Annotated in this window: 17 protein-coding genes and 1 pseudogene; 6 read left to right on the top strand and 12 right to left on the bottom strand. The window is 47.3% G+C overall.

The window, feature by feature from the left end; all coding sequences use genetic code 11:
- Positions 1-50: 50 nt before the first annotated feature.
- From ACES2C_RS04155 to ACES2C_RS04140, 4 genes are all read left to right on the top strand, one after another.
- The gene (locus ACES2C_RS04155; protein ID WP_374165745.1) at positions 51-344 is read left to right on the top strand and encodes a hypothetical protein; all 294 of its coding nucleotides are present in this window, start codon (positions 51-53) and stop codon (positions 342-344) included.
- The gene (locus ACES2C_RS04150) at positions 332-1,114 is read left to right on the top strand and encodes a family 43 glycosylhydrolase (RefSeq protein ID WP_374166904.1); all 783 of its coding nucleotides are present in this window, start codon (positions 332-334) and stop codon (positions 1,112-1,114) included. The genes ACES2C_RS04155 and ACES2C_RS04150 overlap by 13 nt, the downstream gene beginning before the upstream one ends.
- A 201-nt stretch (positions 1,115-1,315) precedes the next feature.
- Entirely contained in the window at positions 1,316-2,395 is a 1,080-nt protein-coding gene (locus ACES2C_RS04145; protein WP_374165744.1) for an aldose epimerase family protein, read from the top strand.
- A 102-nt stretch (positions 2,396-2,497) separates the two neighbouring features.
- Entirely contained in the window at positions 2,498-3,997 is a 1,500-nt protein-coding gene (locus ACES2C_RS04140) for a family 43 glycosylhydrolase (RefSeq protein WP_374165743.1), read from the top strand.
- A 63-nt stretch (positions 3,998-4,060) separates the two neighbouring features.
- Here the strand turns inward: ACES2C_RS04140 and ACES2C_RS04135 are convergent, their stop codons facing one another.
- From ACES2C_RS04135 to ACES2C_RS04085, 11 genes and pseudogenes are all read right to left on the bottom strand, one after another.
- A complete protein-coding gene (locus ACES2C_RS04135) occupies positions 4,061-4,849 on the bottom strand; it encodes a mechanosensitive ion channel family protein (protein WP_374165742.1) in 789 nt (262 codons plus the stop codon).
- A 93-nt stretch (positions 4,850-4,942) separates the two neighbouring features.
- A complete protein-coding gene (groL, locus tag ACES2C_RS04130; RefSeq protein WP_374165741.1) occupies positions 4,943-6,580 on the bottom strand; it encodes a chaperonin GroEL in 1,638 nt (545 codons plus the stop codon).
- Between the two features lie 161 nt (positions 6,581-6,741).
- Positions 6,742-7,017, bottom strand: coding sequence for a co-chaperone GroES (gene groES / locus ACES2C_RS04125; RefSeq protein WP_374165740.1), 276 nt, complete (start codon positions 7,015-7,017; stop codon positions 6,742-6,744).
- A 236-nt stretch (positions 7,018-7,253) separates the two neighbouring features.
- Positions 7,254-7,595 (bottom strand): preprotein translocase subunit SecG, encoded by a 342-nt coding sequence (gene secG / locus ACES2C_RS04120; RefSeq protein WP_374165739.1) that lies wholly within the window; start codon positions 7,593-7,595, stop codon positions 7,254-7,256.
- An 11-nt stretch (positions 7,596-7,606) separates the two neighbouring features.
- Positions 7,607-8,875, bottom strand: coding sequence for a hypothetical protein (locus ACES2C_RS04115; RefSeq protein WP_374165738.1), 1,269 nt, complete (start codon positions 8,873-8,875; stop codon positions 7,607-7,609).
- Positions 8,876-8,922: 47 nt separating this feature from the next.
- Positions 8,923-9,432, bottom strand: a complete 510-nt coding sequence (locus ACES2C_RS04110) for an LptE family protein (RefSeq protein WP_374165737.1) — start codon at positions 9,430-9,432, stop codon at positions 8,923-8,925.
- Positions 9,433-9,436: 4 nt separating this feature from the next.
- Positions 9,437-10,672 carry a sigma-54 interaction domain-containing protein gene (locus ACES2C_RS04105; protein ID WP_374165736.1) on the bottom strand — a complete coding sequence of 412 codons (1,236 nt, stop codon included), beginning with the start codon at positions 10,670-10,672 and terminating at the stop codon, positions 9,437-9,439.
- A gap of 267 nt (positions 10,673-10,939) precedes the next feature.
- Positions 10,940-12,358 (bottom strand): tRNA (N6-isopentenyl adenosine(37)-C2)-methylthiotransferase MiaB, encoded by a 1,419-nt coding sequence (gene miaB, locus ACES2C_RS04100; RefSeq protein WP_374165735.1) that lies wholly within the window; start codon positions 12,356-12,358, stop codon positions 10,940-10,942.
- A gap of 171 nt (positions 12,359-12,529) precedes the next feature.
- Positions 12,530-13,594 carry a branched-chain amino acid aminotransferase gene (locus ACES2C_RS04095; RefSeq protein ID WP_374165734.1) on the bottom strand — a complete coding sequence of 355 codons (1,065 nt, stop codon included), beginning with the start codon at positions 13,592-13,594 and terminating at the stop codon, positions 12,530-12,532.
- Positions 13,595-13,807: 213 nt separating this feature from the next.
- Positions 13,808-15,099, bottom strand: a pseudogene (locus tag ACES2C_RS04090) (HAD-IB family phosphatase).
- Between the two features lie 15 nt (positions 15,100-15,114).
- The gene (locus ACES2C_RS04085) at positions 15,115-16,092 is read right to left on the bottom strand and encodes an NAD-dependent epimerase/dehydratase family protein (RefSeq protein WP_374165733.1); all 978 of its coding nucleotides are present in this window, start codon (positions 16,090-16,092) and stop codon (positions 15,115-15,117) included.
- A gap of 59 nt (positions 16,093-16,151) precedes the next feature.
- Between ACES2C_RS04085 and ACES2C_RS04080 the strand changes: the two genes are divergently transcribed.
- Positions 16,152-17,336 (top strand): formimidoylglutamase, encoded by a 1,185-nt coding sequence (locus tag ACES2C_RS04080; protein WP_374165732.1) that lies wholly within the window; start codon positions 16,152-16,154, stop codon positions 17,334-17,336.
- Here the strand turns inward: ACES2C_RS04080 and ACES2C_RS04075 are convergent.
- A complete protein-coding gene (locus tag ACES2C_RS04075; protein WP_374165731.1) occupies positions 17,333-17,815 on the bottom strand; it encodes a DinB family protein in 483 nt (160 codons plus the stop codon). The two genes, ACES2C_RS04080 and ACES2C_RS04075, sit on opposite strands and share 4 nt — an antisense overlap.
- Before the next feature lie 143 nt (positions 17,816-17,958).
- Here ACES2C_RS04075 and ACES2C_RS04070 point away from each other — a divergent pair, with 143 nt between their 5' ends.
- Positions 17,959-18,855, top strand: a complete 897-nt coding sequence (locus ACES2C_RS04070; RefSeq protein ID WP_374165730.1) for a hypothetical protein — start codon at positions 17,959-17,961, stop codon at positions 18,853-18,855.
- Positions 18,856-19,130: the final 275 nt, after the last annotated feature.

Genomic DNA, 19,130 nt, shown 5'->3' with positions numbered 1-19,130 from the left:
AAGATTAACCGAATCGAACGGCGGTTGTTATTGCATTTAAGTCGTCCATCATGCCATATAAACACTCCACTTTCCTTGTTTTCTTATTCATCTTCTTTAATACTGTATTTGCCCAGCCTCAGAGTGGCACTTTCACCAATCCTCTTTTGCCTCAGGGAGCTGACCCTTTCAGTTTTTATAAGGACGGGTATTACTATTATATGCATACTGCCGGTTCCCGGCTTGAGCTGCGAAAAACAAAGAGTATTGCCGATCTGGCCAGTGCCGAGAAAAAAGTAATTTTTGATCCTCCCCCGGAAAGGCGTGGTCGAGAGAACTATGGGCGCCTGAGATCCACTTTCTGAGAGGGCGATGGTACGTCTATTTTGCAGCAGATGACGGGGACAATATTAACCACCGTATGTTCGTGCTTGAGAATCGTTCCTCAGACCCAATGAAAGGCGAGTGGGTGTTTAAAGGGAAGATTGGCGACAAGACGGACAAGTGGGCCATTGATGGCTCTGTGCTTGAATACAGGGGAAAGCTCTATATGGTATGGTCAGGCTGGCATGGCGATAAAAATGGACAGCAGGATATCTACATTGCAAAGATGAAAAATCCACTCAGGATCAAGGGAAAGCGAATCCGTATTTCCAGTCCGGTATTTGATTGGGAGAAGGATGGAGATCTTCCGGGTGATCCCCACCATGTCAGCGTAAATGAGGGGCCTCAGCCCCTTTCAAACAAGGGCAGACTTTTCCTGGTTTACTCGGCCAGCGGCTGCTGGACCGACTCGTATTCCCTGGGACTTCTGACATTTACCGGTCGGCGCAACCTCCTGGATTCAGCTAGCTGGAGGAAAAGTGAACGGCCTGTTTTCACGCAGTCGCGTGAGAACGGCGTATATGCCCCCGGCCATAATTCCTTTTTTAAGTCGCCCGACGGTACTGAAGACTGGATACTCTATCATGCAAATTCAAAACCGGGGGATGGTTGCGGACGGCAGAGATCACCCCGCGCACAGAAATTCTCCTGGAGGGAGGATGGAGTACCGGAGTTCGGCACCCCTGTGAAGGAGGGAATACCCCTTGCTGTCCCATCAGAAGGACCTTCAGGCAGGGGAGGGGCAAAATAATGCCGGAAGAAACACAGTCTTTTTTATCAGCTCTTTACTAGAATCTATCCGGAAATTTTCTAAGTTTGAAATGAACATTACGCGTTTAAATAACAATTATAACCATCAATGAAAATGCAACTCAAAACTCCCTGGCTTTATGCTGCCTGTCTTCTTGTTCTGGCGGCCTGTACTAATTCAAAACAACAAAAAACTAGTAATATGTCTGAATCTTCTCAACCTGCCGCAATTCCTGCAAAGGAACCGTTCCAGAAAACGATTGACGGCAAAAAAACAGATCTCTTTGTATTGAAGAATAATAACAATGTTCAAGTAGCGATCACCAATTACGGGGGACGGGTAGTAAGCCTGATTGTGCCTGATAAAAATGGAAAAATGATCGATGTGGTGAATGGTTTTGATAATGTTGACGATTACACAAAAGGCGGCGATACTTATTTCGGCGCTCTGATCGGTCGCTACGGGAACCGCATCGCCAAAGGGAAGTTCACCCTTGACGGCAAGCAATATACGTTAGCTATAAATAACCCTCCCAATGCATTGCATGGTGGTCCGAAAGGCTTCTCCAGAGTTGTATGGGACGCAAAGCAGTTATCAGCAAATCAGCTTGAGTTAACCTACCGTGCAAAAGACGGGGAAGAAGGATACCCCGGCAACCTTGATGTTAAGGTGATCTATACGCTAACGGGCTCCAATGATCTTGAAATTGACTATGAGGCAAAGACAGACAAGAAAACTGTTATCAACCTTACTAATCACACGTTTTTTAATCTGAATGGAGAGGGAAGCGGAACAATCAACGACCACATCCTGCAAATTTTCGCTGACCGCTATACTCCGGTTGATTCTACCCTTATTCCAACCGGAAAGCTGGAGCCGGTAGAAGGTACGCCGTTCGATTTTCGTAATCCTACAGCGATCGGTGCCCGCATCAACGACAAACATCAGCAGTTAAAGTACGGAATGGGTTACGACCATAACTTTGTGATTGCTGATAAGAAGTCAACAGCTCTGAAAAGAGTTGCTTCTGTTGAAGGAGATAAGTCAGGAGTCGTAATGGATGTGCTTTCAAAGGAACCTGGTATTCAGTTTTATGGCGGTAATTTTCTTGACGGATCGCACACGCTGAAGAACGGCACCAAGGATGAGCATCGTACTGCCTTCTGCCTGGAGACTCAGCATTTTCCTGACTCTCCTAATCAGGCGGCTTTCCCTACCACAACTTTAAGCCCCGGTGAGACCTACAAAACAACTACTGTATATAAGTTCACAGTTAAGTAAAAAGAAAGGCCCTTTGCCAACGGCAAGGGGCCTTTCTTTTTACTTAAGAAGCTGCATCACTTCCATTTCAACATCTATCTTTTTCCTTTTTTTAATATCATTATGGCCAGAAATCTAACCTCCACTTTTCTGCTGTTAGCACTGCTCATGGCAGGCAGCCTAAGAGCGCAGCAGCTTGTACTTCCTGGAGATAACCCGGATCCGTCTGTTGTCAAAATAGGCGATACATACTGGGCCAGTGCAACTACGTCGAACTGGGCACCTGTTTATCCCCTGTTCCGTTCCAAAGATCTGGTCAACTGGAAGCAGGAGGGCACTATTTTTAAGGAGCCGCCTGCATGGGCCGATTATTATTTCTGGGCACCCGAGATTACATATGAGAAGGGAAAGGTCTATGTCTACTATACCGCGCATAAGAAAGATGGCAATCTCTGTGTGGCAGTAGCAAGTGCCGACAAGCCGGAAGGTCCTTATACCGACCACGGCCCTCTGATCTGTCAGGAAGTCGGGTCTATTGATGCCTTTCCGATGAGGGACGAGAATGGGAAACTTCAAATTATCTGGAAGGAGGATGCAAATAGTGTGGGCAAGCCTACTCCGATATGGATTTCTGAAATGAATGAGGAGCGAACCGCCTTGATCGGCGAAAAGAAAGAGCTGTTCAGAAATTCAGAGGCATGGGAAGAAAACCTCGTAGAGGGCGTGTCTATGATACGGCATGGCGACTACTTCTATGCCTTTTATGCTGCCGCCGGATGCTGCGGGCCTGGCTGTACCTACGTAAGCGGAGTTGCCAGATCAAAGAGCCTTTCAGGGCCATGGGAAAAGTACCGTGGTAATCCTATTCTAAGCAGTAGTGATCAATGGAAGTGTCCCGGACACGGCACGCCTGTCCAGAAAGACGGCAGGTTTTATTTCCTCTACCACGCGTACGAAGCTAAAGGCGGCGTATTTGCCGGAAGGCAGGGCTTGCTGCAGGAGTTCGACTTTACTCCCGATGGATGGGTGCGCTTCATTCCGGGCAACAGTGGAAAGAATAAAGGCCCTGTCAGCATTACCGATGACTTTAAAGGAAAGACGTTGAGCGATCTTTGGCAGTGGAGTGTTTTTCAGAAGCCAGATTTCACTTTGAAGAAAGGGCAGTTGTTGTTAGGGGCTAATGCTACTACAGCAGGCGCTTTTGTTGCCCAGAAGACCTATACTGGCAGTTATACCGCAGGTGTTAAGTTGCTTGTTTCCGCCAGCACTGCGGAAGCCGGAATTGCAGCCATCGGAGAGGACAAGAACCTGGTGAGCACAACGCTTGCCGGAGATACCCTTAGACTTTCCGTGATCCGTGAAGGAAATCCTGTATTTCTCCTCGAACGGACAATACCTGTAAAGGACGTCCTGTCACTGAGAATGGAAGTTAAGAATGGAAAGGATCTCCGATTCCTTTATAGCCTCAACGGTAAAGACTTTAAGGTGCTCAATGACGAGCTTATCGAGGGCTCTTTTCTGCCTCCCTGGGACAGAGCGGTGCGGGCGGGCCTGATATCAAAAGGCGCTGAAAGCAAACGGTCTGCTTTCGACGATTTCTACATCAGGAGTGCGGCTGAGTGATGCCTCTGATGTAGAAATCTTCTGGCCTGTAAGTTATTTCACTGACTGAGAAGACGCGCGGTTTTAAGTCATGCCGGGTAACTTGATTCCGGCTGATTTTAAATCACCGATCAGCTTTTCCTGGAAATTTAGTTTGGCATCAATAAAGCCGTGGGAGTTAACCCACACATTGATCATCATCTTGTATCCGTCTGGTTCGAGTACTGACACGCCAATCCGGGGGGCAGGATTATTAAGCACGTTCCTGGCGCTTTCGGCTGATTCGGCCAGAATTGCCTTAACCTGCGCGATGTCATATGCATAGCTGAACTTCAGTTCGATGTCCATTCTCCGCTTTCCCTGTCTGCTTACGTTGATAATGATCTCATTTGATAACTTACTGTTCGGGATGATCACCGTCTTGTTTTCGAAAGTTGTCACCACCGTATAGAAGATCTGAATAGAGGAGACAGTACCTTCCTGCCCCTGGGCGATAATGTTGTCTCCTGCTTTAAACGGCTTGAGGACGAGGATCAGTACGCCGCTTGCGAAGTTCTGAAGTGTGCCCGATAAAGCCAGACCTGCAGCTACACCTAATGCGCCGATTACGGTAGTAAGAATGGTGAGCTGCACATCGAGTATCTGCATAACTACCAGTACCAGCATGACCTGGAGCGAAATGATGAGGATGCTTTGGATGAAAGGCTGCAGAGAGGGATCAAAGTTCCTTTTCATCATACTCCTCACGATCGCCTTTCTGACCATTTTGATCAGCCAGAGTCCGATAAATAAGATGAAAATTGCAAGTATGAGACGCGGCCCGTTGGCCAGGATCCAGTCGTACGCTTTGTCGTAAAATTTTGAAAGTTCCATTGATCAAACTTATGAAAATAGTGTATAAACAAAAAAACCGGAGACTTGCTCCGGCTTTTTTGTTTATATGTCCCTTTGCAGGGTTTGGGTGAATTACATCATTCCGCCCATTCCACCGCCCATAGGAGGCATACCTGCACCAGCTTTTTCTTCTTCTGGTTCGTCTGCAAGTACACATTCTGTTGTTAACAACATAGCAGCGATTGAAGCTGCGTTCTCCAAAGCAACGCGGGAAACTTTAGTAGGATCGATTACACCAGCACCGATCAGGTTTTCGTAAGAGTCAGTACGTGCGTTGTAACCGAAGTCTGCAGTACCTTCTTTTACTCTCTGAACTACGATAGAACCTTCGATTCCTGCATTCTCGCAGATCTGACGAAGAGGTTCTTCGATTGCGCGGCGGATGATCTGGATACCAGTATTTTCATCTTCGTTAGCGCCTTTCAGTCCGCTTAAGCCTTCGATAGCACGGATGAAAGCAACACCACCACCTGCAACGATACCTTCTTCAACAGCAGCGCGGGTTGCGTGTAATGCATCGTCAACACGGTCTTTCTTTTCTTTCATTTCTACTTCGGTAGCAGCACCTACGTAAAGAACAGCAACACCACCAGCTAACTTAGCAAGACGTTCCTGTAATTTTTCGCGGTCGTAGTCAGAAGTAGTAGTTTCGATCTGAGCCTTGATCTGGTTAACGCGAGCCTTGATATCTTCGCCCTGACCAGCACCATTGATGATCGTAGTATTGTCTTTGTCAACAACTACTTTCTCAGCCTGTCCAAGGTAAGTAAGGTCTGCATTTTCCAGCTTGTAGCCTCTTTCTTCTGAAATAACAGTACCACCAGTTAAGATAGCGATGTCTTCCAGCATAGCTTTACGACGGTCGCCGAATCCAGGAGCTTTAACAGCAACAACTTTCAGAGAACCGCGGATCTTGTTCACTACTAATGTAGCCAAAGCTTCGCCGTCAAGGTCTTCAGAAATAATTAAAAGAGGTTTGCCAGTCTGAACTTGTTTTTCAAGTACCGGAAGCAATTCCTTCATGCTGCTGATCTTCTTGTCGTAGATCAGGATGTAAGGATTGTCTAATTCTGCTTCCATTTTATCGGCGTTGGTTACGAAGTAAGGAGAAAGGTAACCGCGGTCAAACTGCATACCTTCTACAGTCTTCACTTCAGTTTCAGTACCTTTTGCTTCTTCAACGGTAATTACACCATCTTTACCAACTTTGCCCATCGCTTCAGCGATCAATGAACCGATCACTTCGTCATTGTTAGCTGAAATGCTGGCAACTTGTTTGATCTTGTTGTTGTCTTCACCAACTGTTTGTGACTGGCTCTTCAGGTTAGCCACGACAGCTGCAACAGCTTTGTCAATACCACGCTTCAAATCCATTGGGTTTGCACCGGCAGCTACGTTCTTGATACCAGCAGTTACGATAGCCTGAGCAAGTACGGTTGCAGTAGTGGTACCGTCACCGGCGATATCAGCAGTCTTAGAAGCAACTTCTTTCACCATCTGAGCGCCCATGTTTTCCAAACTGTCTTTCAGTTCGATTTCTTTTGCTACAGTAACACCGTCCTTGGTAACAGCAGGAGAACCGAATTTCTTATCGATAATCACGTTACGGCCTTTTGGACCTAAAGTAACTTTAACTGCGTTTGCCAGGGTATCAACACCTCTTTTGAGGGCGTCACGCGCTTCAACGTTGTATTTGACTTGTTTTGCCATTGTTATTGTTTTTTTAGATGTGAGATGTTAGATATCAGATTTTAGTTTTTTCTATAACTATTCTATCTAAACCTCGTCTTTTAATACTTTGTCTTTTAATATTCGATCCGGGGCATGAGAGCCAGTTCTATTGTCTCATTCCTCAAATCTCCTATCCTTTCTTACAATACTGCGTAGATATCAGATTCACGCATGATTAAATACTCTTTACCTTCGTAGGTAATCTCCGTACCGGCATATTTGCCATATAAAACCTCGTCACCTACTTTAACAGTTAAAGGCTCATCTTTTTTGCCATCTCCAACGGCAACTACAGTTCCTCTCTGAGGTTTTTCTTTAGCTGTGTCAGGGATATAGATACCTGATGCTGTCTTCTCTTCTGCAGGAGCAGCTTCAACTACTACTCTATCTGCGATAGGTTTGATACTTAATGCCATAGTGATTATGAATATTAGTTTGTTTCGCTAAGCGTCAGATTTTGTGCCAAAGCATTTCTATGGCACTTTTGCTTGTTTCATTTGTCAAAATTTCATTAACTGATGGTCGCATTTTACTTTAACTTAATCTTGCCGTGTCAAGCTGACAGTGCCTGGCAGAAAGCTGAAACCCTCCCGTTACAAACAAAAAAAGCCGCCCGAAGGCAGCTTTTTATCGCAGCAGAGCAGAGTCTGCATTATTTCTTCGTAGTATCTTTCAGTCCTGGCAGGGTAGAAGGAGCCTGCATTGGAGCTGCCGGTACTGACTTGTTTATCTGTTTCTGGATTTCTTCGGCTTCTGAATTTCTTTCGCCTCCTTTTGGAATGACCACATTGATAAGCAGGACAATTACCATCAGGCTTATAATCAGGACCCATGTGCCTTTTTCAAGGAAGTCACCTGTTCTCTGCACGCCCATGATATTATTAGATCCCGCGAATCCTGAAGTGAGACCTCCGCCTTTAGGTTCCTGGATCAATATTAAGAATGCCAATAAAACGCACACGATGATACCCAGGCCGATTAGTAAGTAAAACATATATCTTGTAATTAACTGATTCTCTTTTCTAGTTCTTCAATTTGACCCGCAAAGTAAAGCTTTTTATCCGGGAATTTCAAACTTAATTTTTTGTAAATCTCGATGGCTTTATGATAGAGCATCTGATCTGTATAAATCTTGGCAAGCGTCTCCGAAACGAGTTCAAAGTTGTCTTCCGAGCTCTTCCGCGCCTTATTCTCCGTGTCCAGTTTACTTGCCTGGGGCGGTTTTATCTGAGGTTCTTCTTTGATAAACTTCTCGATGATCTCATCTTCCTTCCTCTTGAGTTCAAACTCAATTGTTGAGGCAACAGCAGCGGCCTGAAACGTGTTGAGTTCGGGCTGTATATGAAAGATGTTCTCTATGATCTGCTGGTTCAGCTCTCCCGCCGGCGTTTGCTTGACATAATGCGGATTGCGTACAAAGGGCTGATAAGTCTCCGCGTATTCTTTCCGGGTCTTATGCAGCCACCAGAGGAATGTATACGGCATGGTATCATCGTCATACCGGGTCAGGTCTGAGGGAGGTGCCACAGGTTGCAGAACGCGTGCCGGAGGAGTTGCAATCTCTTCGTCTTTCAGAGGGTCAATGTCAGACCTGTTGAAGATAAAGTAGTCTGAGGCGGCAATACTGTCGACAGAGACGGAGTCCGTTTCCTGTTCGTCTTCGTCTGCCGTCAGCTCTTCTGCCGTTACTGTTTCCGCTTCCCGATTGTTTATATCATTGACCTCTTCAAGCAGATGTTCCACTTCCGGAATTACCGTTTCTACGGGCTCTGCGTTTTCAATTGCCTCAGGGGCAGCCCCTTCTGCAATCGGTGAAGGTTCTTCCAGACATGGTTCTTCCAGAGATGGTTCTTCCAGCTCAGGAATCACCGTCTCGATGACCGAGGGCTCCATTACTTCATCCGGCGCTTCTGCGGCCGGAGCAGGTTCTGGAGCAGCAGGCGGCTCTGTCACAAGGCTTTGCTGAGCTTCAACTTCCTCTTCCTGAAAATCGTCAGCCTTAAATTCGTGCGAAAAGAATGTTCCCGGGGAATTGATAAAGCGGTGAAGTACCTCCCTTTTTGGTGTATAGGCGGTTGCTTTGGGCAGATAGGCTTCAAACTCAGCCTCCGACCGGTGTTTCAGTGCAGACAGGTAAGCAAAATGCAGGGGCTGACAATAGGGAAACTTCAGGACGAGATATTTCAAAGCCGTGATATCCGCGTCATTCAGGTTCTCCTGCGGCAGAAGAAATTTAAAAAATTCCCCGTTTCCTGTAACTTTTAATTCTCCCACTTTCTGATTTTATACAATGTAATTAATTAATTCTCAAACCGGCCGGCTTACCAGTTGGCAAATGCTCTGTTAAAGATGTCTTCAGTCAGGTCGTTATTGATCTCGCGAATTAACTGCTGTTCTTGCGACTGAATATTACTTCCCCTTATTTCCCGGTACCTGCTGAAGGCCTGCTCGAAACTTAATTCGTTATTCAGGGTATTGGTGAATTTTACACTAACTGTGATGGTAAGCCTCGTGGCTTCTGCCCGCTCGTTTCCTGTTACAGCGGCCGACTTGATGCTATAGTCCGTAATGCGTCCCTCAAAAACTCCATCGCCGTTTTCCCTTACCACGCTTAGTCTCGATTGATTTCTGATCCGCTCCTTAAGAGCTTCCGTGAACTGCTGACTCAGGTTGGGAACAACCAGAGGCGCATTGTTTTCAAAAAACTGAACAGTTACCGTCTTCATGTTGGCCGGAATTGAGGCTCCCGAGAAACTATAGATGCCGCATGATTGAGTGAGAAGCAGCAATGGTAAGATCAGCCAGAGGGCTTTCGCCGAAATAGTCTTCATTGATTTAGTTCAGATTTAACTCTTTAATTTTCCGGTATAAAGTACGCTCGGAGATTCCAAGTTCCTGTGCTGCAAGCTTCCGTTTTCCTTTATGTTTCTTCAGCGCCTTTTTAATCAGGTCCGACTCCTTTTCCACCAGGGAAAGAGATTCCTCTATTTCCTCCGTATGCGGAATGAAGTTGTAGTCGTGCTTAACATCGTTATCGGGATGATGGAGCACAAGGGGCGCGGCGTTAGCAGGAGCAGATGGGAACTCTGCATCGTGATAAAGCTGATTCAGCAGCTGCGGATTATCGCGCAATACAGCAGGATTGCCTCCTTCCCTGATTATTTCAGCTACCAGTTTCTTCAGTTCCACCATATCCCTTTTCATATCGAAGAGCACCTTGTAAAGGATATCCCGCTCGGAAAAATCCTCCTTGTTGTCCTGCTTGATGCGCATCGGAAGGTTACTTCCCTGCTCCTGGGGAATATAAGTCAGCAGGCGCTGCGCAGTTAGCATGCGCTCCTGCTCCAGTACTGCCACCTGCTCGGCCACGTTTTTCAGCTGACGGACATTGCCCGGCCAGCTATAGTTCATCAGCAACTGCTGAGCCTCGGCGTCAAGCTGAACAGAAGGGCTGCGGTATTTTGCGCTAAAGTCGGCAATGAATTTGCGGAATAACAGATAGATATCTTCTTTGCGCTCCCGCAAAGGCGGTATTTTAAGAGGCACGGTGTTAAGGCGGTAGTAGAGGTCCTCCCTGAACTTTCCGTTCTGCACGGCATCATAGACATCCACATTTGTGGCTGCCACCACCCGTACATCCGTTTTCTGAACTTTTGAAGAACCAACCCGAAGGTATTCGCCTGTCTCCAGTACACGCAGAAGGCGCGCCTGGGTGCCAAGCGGAAGTTCGGCCACCTCATCGAGAAAAATGGTACCGCCGTTCACTACCTCGAAGTAGCCTTTACGGGCTTCATGTGCTCCGGTAAATGAACCTTTCTCGTGTCCGAAAAGCTCCGAATCAATCGTCCCTTCAGGAATGGCGCCGCAGTTTACGGCAATGAACGGACCATGTTTCCTGCTGCTGAGCTGGTGAATGATGTGAGAGAAAACTTCCTTCCCGCTTCCGCTTTCACCAGTAATCAGCACTGATATGTCGGTTGGCGCAACCTGGCGTGCTATATCAATCGCCCTGTTAAGGAGCGGTGAATTGCCTATTATTCCAAACCGGTTCTTTATATCCTGAATATCCATTTATTGTAGGGTCAATAAAGTAGTAAGTAGTAAGTTGTAAGTAGTGAGTACAAGGTATCAGAAACTGCATTATCTCTCATGCCTTTCATTTCAAATGCTGAGTAACAAACGCCTGATATACCTTCCAGGTAGCAGGTGTCATGTTTTTGATTCCCAACGCCTGGCAACAAGTATCAGGCGGCAATGCTAAATCTGGCTCCTGATCTGCCCCTTTAAAATTCAATGAACGCTTCCTCGTAAATCAGACTTGTTTGAGACCGGCTTTCTTTAGTCCACAACCGTTCCGAGGAGAGTTGCTGTCGTACAGCGATCTATATGCACATTGACGTACTGTCCCGGTTTGTATCTCTCACTGGCCGGAAATACCACCATTGCGTTCAGGTCATTCCTTCCGCAGTAGTCAAGCTCCGACTTTCTTGAAAATCCTTCAATCAGGACTTTCTGCACTTTCCCAACCTGCTGCTGCAGGCGTTCATGCGAGTATTGCTGCTGTTTTGCTACGATCTCGTTGAGGCGACGTTTCTTAACATCCTCCGGAATATCATCTGTATATCTCTTTGCCGCCAGTGTGCCAGGTCTTTCCGAGTACATAAACATGTAAGCATAATCGTATTTCACGTAGTCCATCATCGACAGGGTGTCCTGATGCTCCTCTTCCGTTTCCGTACAAAATCCCGCTATCACGTCGGTGGAGATCGCACACCCGGGAATGATCCGGCGAATACTGTCAACACGTCCCATGTACCACTCGCGGTCGTAGGTCCGGTTCATCAGTTCCAGTACCCTCGAGTTTCCTGATTGTACAGGGAGGTGTATGTACTTGCAGATATTTTCATGACGAGCCATCGTGTACAGCACCTCGTCAGTTATATCTTTAGGGTGGGATGTGGAGAACCGAACGCGCAGATCCGGACTAATGAGCGCAACAAGCTCCAGAAGCCCGGCAAAGTTTACCTTTTCTGACCCGTCGGCGGACGTCCATTTATATGAATCAACATTCTGCCCCAGCAGGGTGACCTCCCGGTATCCTTGTTCGAATAATTCCATCGCTTCCTTTACAATGGAGTGGGCATCACGGCTCCTCTCACGTCCTCTCGTAAAGGGGACAACGCAAAAAGAGCACATATTGTCGCAGCCTCTCATGATGGAAATGAAGGCTGTAATTCCGTTAGAGTTGAGCCTGACAGGGTTGATGTCGGCATAGGTCTCCTCGCGCGACAGAAGGACGTTGACAGCCCGGTTCCCTTCATCAACCTGGCCAATGAGGTTTGGAAGATCACGGTAAGCATCCGGTCCAACCACTACGTCTACCAGTTTTTCTTCCTCCAGGAACTTTGCCTTCAGCCTCTCTGCCATGCAGCCCAGTACACCCACAACCATTCCGGGGTTCTTTACCTTGGCGATGCCAAACTCCCGGAGCCTGTTTCGTACCCGCTGTTCGGCATTCTCTCGGATGGAGCAGGTATTGATAAAGATCACATCAGCTTCCTTGTAATCAGTGGTGGTCTGGAAGCCCATATTACTCATGATAGAGGCAACGATTTCACTGTCAGAGAAATTCATCGCACAGCCATAACTCTCTATATAGAGCTTCCTGCCGTTATCAGCACCCTCGTTATCAAGCATTAAAGCCTCTCCCTGCCTTGCCTCATCCAGTTCCTTTTCACCGCTCTGTATATTGTACATACCTGTTTCTTCTTTAGAAATGCAAAAGTAAGAACATTTTATATAAATGACAGGTTGGCAGAGTTTTTTATTGACCACCACGGGCCGGGGCAAAAAAAGCAGCAGGCCAAAGGCGCTGCTGCTGTGAAAAATTACTATTCAATGCCGGCTGTTAGCCTGCTCTTCAGAAGCTTAGATGGTATAGTTCCAGCCAAATTCGTCAGGGCCAAATCCATACCTGATGTCATTTAAAGCCTGCAGAGCACGGTTCGAAAATTCTGCCTTAGTTACATTCGGAAGGTGATAGAGCTCGCCTTCAAAGCCAATACTTGCAATTGGCGCAATGGTAGCGGCAGTTCCCACACCAAAAGCTTCGGAAAGGGTTCCGCTCTTCAAAGCTTCGCCAACTTCGGCTACAGATATCCTGCGTTCCTCTACCTCCATACCCCAGTGGCGTGCAAGTGTAAGCACGCTGTCGCGCGTCACACCTTTCAAAATGCTGTCGCGAGTAGAAGGCGTAATAAGTTTTCCATTGATCACAAACATCACGTTCGCTGCACCTAATTCTTCCACGTAGGCATGTTCTTTTGCGTCGGTCCAGATCAGCTGGTCAAATCCTTCTTTCATAGCTTCCTGAGCCGGAAGAAGGGAGCCTGCATAATTACCTGCGGCTTTCGCAAATCCGAAACCTCCTTCTGCTGCACGCGTGTAATAGGTTTCAAACTTCACTTTCAGCGGTTTTGGAAAATATGCTCCTACTGGCCCCGTCAGCACCACGTATTTATAAGTCTTTGACGGTTGTACACCCAGGTAAGGGTCAGTGGAGAACATAAAAGGTCTGATGTAAAGAGAGTGATGCTCTGCCGTTGGAATCCAGTCTTTATCAAGGTTCACAAGAGCAGCAATGCTCTGTACAAAAATATCCTCTGGCAGCTCAGGCGCACAAAGGCGCTCTGCCGACTTGTTGAAGCGCTCTGCGTTCTTGTATGGACGGAAAAGCGTGGCTTTTCCATCTGCATGCTTGTACGCTTTCAGCCCTTCAAAAAAAGCCTGTCCGTAATGAAGTACGGACATAGCAGGACTAAATGATAACTCGTCGTAGGGCACGATCTGCAAGTTTTTCCACTCGCCGTCTTCGTAGTCGGCAACAAACATATGGTCGGAAAAAACTTTTCCGAATGGCAAGTGACTAAAGTCGGTTTCTTCTAGTCTCGACTTGCTGGTTTTAGTGATTTTTATATCAAGTGTATCTGTCACAGCATCAATAATTATGATCGAACAATAATGCAAATTAACAATTTTTTGAGCAGTAATGGCAGCTTTTATGATTTCTTTAGCCCGCGCGGAAGCAATGGAAGGAAGCAGACAGCCAGCATAGGGAAGGCGCTGATGCAGTGGAAAATGTAAAAAGGGAGAAATATGGAAAGCCGCGGTCTCTGGCAGCCATGTTAAAACCAGAGACCGCTGCTGCTAATAGAGGATCCTGAACTTGATCGTTTGTTCAATCTCTTTTAATGCCTTCAGTACCTGCGGGTCATACTGCGCCGTTACGTCCGTGATGGCATAGCCGATCTGGCTGTTTGTCATTAGGAACTGCCCGATGATATTGATGTTGTTGTTCGCGTATACCCGGTTGATCTGGGCCATAATGCCCGGAACATTCTTGTGTATGTGGATGAGCCGGTGTACATTATCCATTTTGGGCAGCTGCAGGCTTGGAAAATTTGCGCTGAGGTAGGTATCACCCTTATTAATGAAGGTAGCCATCCGTTTAGGAATAAACTGCGCATTCCGCGGATTCTGCTTCGGATCATCAAATACCACAATGCCCATCTCTGTCGCTAAATCAAGGGATATTTTATTACGGCTGTTTCCCAGGTAGCCGATCGTTTTCAGCTTCACTGCACGCTCCAGCTGAGCGTCTTCCACTTTCTCACCGTCTCCCAGCAGCAGCATGCCGACATCGGCAATGTACTTGTCCTCGATCGTCGACTTATGCCGGATTGAAAAGCCATCTTTTTTCAATACCTGTATCGCCTCTTCAGGAACATCACCGACCACCAGACACAAGATCCTGTTCTTTGGGTAGGAGATTGCCCTCGGCAGGTTATTGACATAAAGGAACTCGTCGAAGCTGGGGGTTACATGATCTGCCTTTTCAAGGATGCTCTTGCGGGCGATGTTCTCGGTGAAGGCATAGAACTTCTGGATCAATCCTGACTCCTTCAGCTGGAAGTCGGAGTGTCCGTCGCCGATACCGAAGATATTGCCCTGCAGCTGAAGCTGCCTGAGGAGTTTTACCTTGCCCCCTCCTCCGAGAGGGGATTGCTCTCGTCGTATCCTGTGATGTTTCCCTCTTCGTCAAACGTGAAGGTATTGGCATATATATTTTCCTTCTTAATATGATAAGGAAGGACTACCGGCGTAATAAATTCCTTGAACCCTCCTGAGACGATCAGCACTTCATCTGCATGTTTCTTGAAAAAATCGCGATTGCGGAGGAATGAGGCCGACACTTTTTTCTTTAGCCGGCTCACCAGCTGCTTCAGATGGTCCTGATTGGCGTGCAGCAGCTGGACCCGCCCTGAAAGACTTTCGCGGAAGGAAAGCCTGCCTTCCATGGCGGCATTGGTAAGGTCTTCAATTTTCTTATAGATGGCCTCCCTTTCGGGATGTTTCTTTAATGATATTCTCACAAGCTCGTCTAATGCTTCAACCTGTGTGAATGTGCTGTCAAAGTCTATTATATAGTAGTTTTTCATTAATCGGGGGGAGTATTATTGAACGTTAGATGGCATCGCGCAGATTTCGCTGATGCTTTGCCTGACCGGCTTAAAGCTGAATTCAGGAAATGTCTTCAGAAATTTGTCTGACGAATACGTGGACGTTTTCAACGCACTTCTGGCTGTGTCTTTTGTTAATCCGAACGTTTTCCCGGTGACCAGAGAAAGCAGTCCTGCTGCACGCCAGGCGATGCCCATTAAAAATGCCCCCGCTTTGATGGAGGGAGCGCGGACACCTGAACATTTTGCAGTGGTTTCGAAAACCTCTTTATAACTGATGTTCTCAGCGTTTAAAATAAACCGTTCTTCCTGGATGCCTGACTCCATTAAAAGGATCATCGCCCTGGCAACATCCTCTACATCCACCATCCCGCAGATCCCATTCGTGTAAAAACGAAGCCCCTTGCGCACCGTTTCGAAGATTTTTCCACTTCCCTTGCTGCCGGCATCCCTGCCAATGATCACTGAGGGGTTGACGATCACCGCGTTTAACCCTTCAGCAATACCGCGCCAGACGTGCATTTCGGCTTCATACTTGGATGTAGCATACCCATTGTGCCTGGCATTGAGTTGCCAGAAATGTTTTTCTGTGATCGGCTCTCCTTTCTTGGATTCGCCAAGCGCCGCAATTGAACTGACATGCAGAAGCCTTCCGACCCCTCTGTCAAGACAGATATTCACTACGTGAGCAGTACCCTCGCCGTTTGTGCGCAGCAGGGAGCGGCGGTCAGATGGCTGAAATGAAACGACAGCGGCACAGTGATACACCTGATCGACATCGTCAAATGCGCTTTCTAAAGAAAAGTAGTCAAGAAGGTCGGCATTTACCCATTCTATTCCAGATAGCCCGGCCAGGGGAGCCGGGATCTGCGAGCTTTCCCGCTTTACCGCTCTGATTCTCTTTCCCTGTGTATGCAGCTGTTTTACTAATTCGGAACCTAGAAAACCAGTAGCGCCAGTAACTAATATCATCAGGCTAATATTTGAAAATCTTTCAAAAGTAATTGAATAAATGGATATTTGAAGCGATTATGTCGTTATCCGATTTTTTCTCACCTGTAGATAGCAGGAAGTTTTGTGCAGAGTCAGGGTTTATGCCCGGGCAGCTTGGAGGTCAGGTGCAAATTTTCACCAGCGAATTTCCGGAAGTCAGTAAAGAAACGGTCGACATCGTCCTGATGGGCGTATCTGACGACCGGAACGCCGTGAACAACGAGGGTTGTGCTCTTGGGCCTGATTATGTCAGAGGGAAACTTTATAGCCTGTACCAGAGCAACGGAAATGTGCGTATCGCCGACCTTGGCAATATTAGGGCTGGCCATACGGTTGCCGACACTTACGTCGCCGTCAAAACTGTAGTTGCCGAACTGGTAAAACAGGAAATATTTCCGATCATTATCGGAGGGGGACATGATCTCACCTATGCGCAATACATGGCATATGAAGAGCTCGAGCAGAAGGTTGATCTGGTGGTGGTAGATCCGAGGTTTGACCTCGACGAAAGTACCGACATCAGCTCCGTAGAAACGACCTCAACCTCCTACCTCAATAAGATCTTCCTGCACGAGCCCAACTACTTGTTTAATTTCAGCAATATCGGATATCAGACGTATTTCGTCAGTCACGACAGCTTGCGGGTGATGGAGAAGCTTTTGTTTGACGTAAACCGCCTGGGCGACTTTTACGGAAAGATAGCCGTTTCAGAGCCTATTGTCAGAAATGCGAGCATGCTCAGCTTCGATGTTTCCGCCATTCGCTCGTCTGATGCCTGCGGAAATGCTAATGCCACCCCTAACGGGTTCTATGGTGAAGAGGCCTGTCAGCTGTGTCGTTACGCAGGAATGAGCGATAAACTGACTTCCTTCGGCATCTATGAATTCAATCCTGCATACGACCGCAACGGTCAGACGGCTATGCTCATCGCCCAGATGTTATGGTATCTGATTGAAGGATATTATCAGCGGAAAAAAGACTTCCCCCTGCAGCCTAAGTCCCAATACATCATTTACAGGGCATCGCTGAAGGATAACTCTCACGAACTGGTGTTCGTGAAGAGCAAGAAGACCGACCGCTGGTGGATGCAGGTGCCCTATCCTACAAGTCACTCCGGAAATGAACGCTTTCATCTTGTACCCTGCCGGTATGATGATTATCAGATTGCAGTAGGGGGAGAAATGCCCGACATCTGGTGGCGTACCTATCAGAAGCTCGTCTAGCCTGCTGTGTTCTGCACATCGGCAAGCACGGCGCGCCTGAGGGCCATCGCATAACCCAGGTGAAGGCTGTCGTGTACCGGAACAAATGCTAGCGCATCGGCGATGCTGTTAAGCGTGTTGCCAAAGCTGAGTGTAACGGGTTTATAGTTCGTAAAAACACCTGCTGCGAAGTCGCTCTCTGTGGCGCTAAGCGTAGAGAAAAGCAGGTCTTTCAGCTCGTTTAGCTCTGCCTCGTCTATGTCCGCCTCAGGCCTGGTACCCTTTCTGTACTTATTGATGTATTCCTCCTTTATCTTTGGTTGTTGTCCGGAGAAGCTGTAACAGATGATCTGCTGGCTGGCGATGATGTGGCCAAGATGCCATGCCAGGTTGTTGTTAAATCCTGTGGGAACTTTATTTAAAGTGTCAAGGTCGAGATCATCAATAAGCCGGATAAAGTTCTCCCGGCCTCGTCTGATCAGGTCAAATTTATTTTCCATGCCCTAAAGGTAATAAAAGCATTATAGCATGCTTAGCAGTAATTGCCTGAAAAAAGAAGCTGTTTCGAAAATTAGTGACTAGCATCATTGTTTTTTACCTTCAAAACTTCCAATCTTTACCTAACCAGTTAAAATCTAAACCGATGGCAATTATCAATAAGAAAGGATTCGTTAGTGGTCTGGTTGGTAATGTGGTATTTCGCGAATCTGAAGGAAAACAAGTTGTACAAACACGCCCTCCTGGGGGCAAACAAGCAAGAAGAAAACAAACAGAAGAAACTAAGCTGAGCGGAAAGGAGTTCGGGCTGGCCAGCTCAGCTGGCGCGGAGGTCAGAAGGTTTATGCAAAGTGTATACTTTGGGGCTGACAGTCGTTTAGACAGCCGGTTGACAGGCGCCATACGCGCTGCCTTGCGGGGCTCTTCAACTCTCGCCGCAGGTCAGCGCGATCTTCATGACGCCGACCTTAGCGTGTTGGAGGGATTTGAGTTTAACGTAAACTCACCTTTATCGCGCGTTCTGCCTGGCTTTCCGCAGGTGCATTTTGAGCCGGACGACTTGTTTGAAGTAGAGGTGCCTTCGTTCGATGGCGACAAGATCTTCCACTATCCAAACACGTCATTAATCCGTGAGCTTGATGTCACCTTAAACATCGTGATCTTCGCCTTCAATTTCCGTATGGGCTTTTCTCAGTTAATTGAGTGCTATCTGCTGCCTGTCACGCGGGGCAGGAACAGCGGAGAGGTGCTTAAATGTGATAAAGTACTGCCTGCTGGAAGCCTTGTGCTTACTCTCGCTTCTCTCCATTACCACCGCTCGGTTGGCAGCGGTAAAAACTATATCATCAATAGCAAGAACTTCAGTCCTTCCGCCATTATTAGTGCATTTCATGTACCTTCAAACTATTTGGAGCATAAAGCCTCCTCGCTATCCCTCAAGGAACCGGTTTTGCAACCTAGTAAAATGTATCGCTACAAAGGGAACTCCATCCTGGAGCAGATCCGGAACAAAAGAAACGGAGATAAGGACGCGCTAACATAACTTCGTATTTGAGTCGTTATTGATACGCTCCTGCGTATGGGTGAGTCCGGGTTGAGTGCGGGTCGCTAGCGGGTTTAGTCCGGGTTTTATTGAGATAGAGCCGCAGTCAACCCGGACTCACCCTCCACTGATGCCGCGGGGGGGTGATCTGAAACGAATCATAAGCGAACCTGAAACAAGCTAAGGGAAAAGCCTTGCCGGCCTGAAATCCGAACGAACTGTACCTCACCTATCAGCATTCCGCATTGGCCCGGAGCGTGGCGGGCCTTCTGAAC

This window comes from Arcticibacter sp. MXS-1, from assembly GCF_041902385.1.
GTDB lineage: Bacteria > Bacteroidota > Bacteroidia > Sphingobacteriales > Sphingobacteriaceae > Arcticibacter.
Note: the sequence above shows the minus strand (reverse complement) of the source record. Positions and strands in the feature narration are given on the sequence as shown.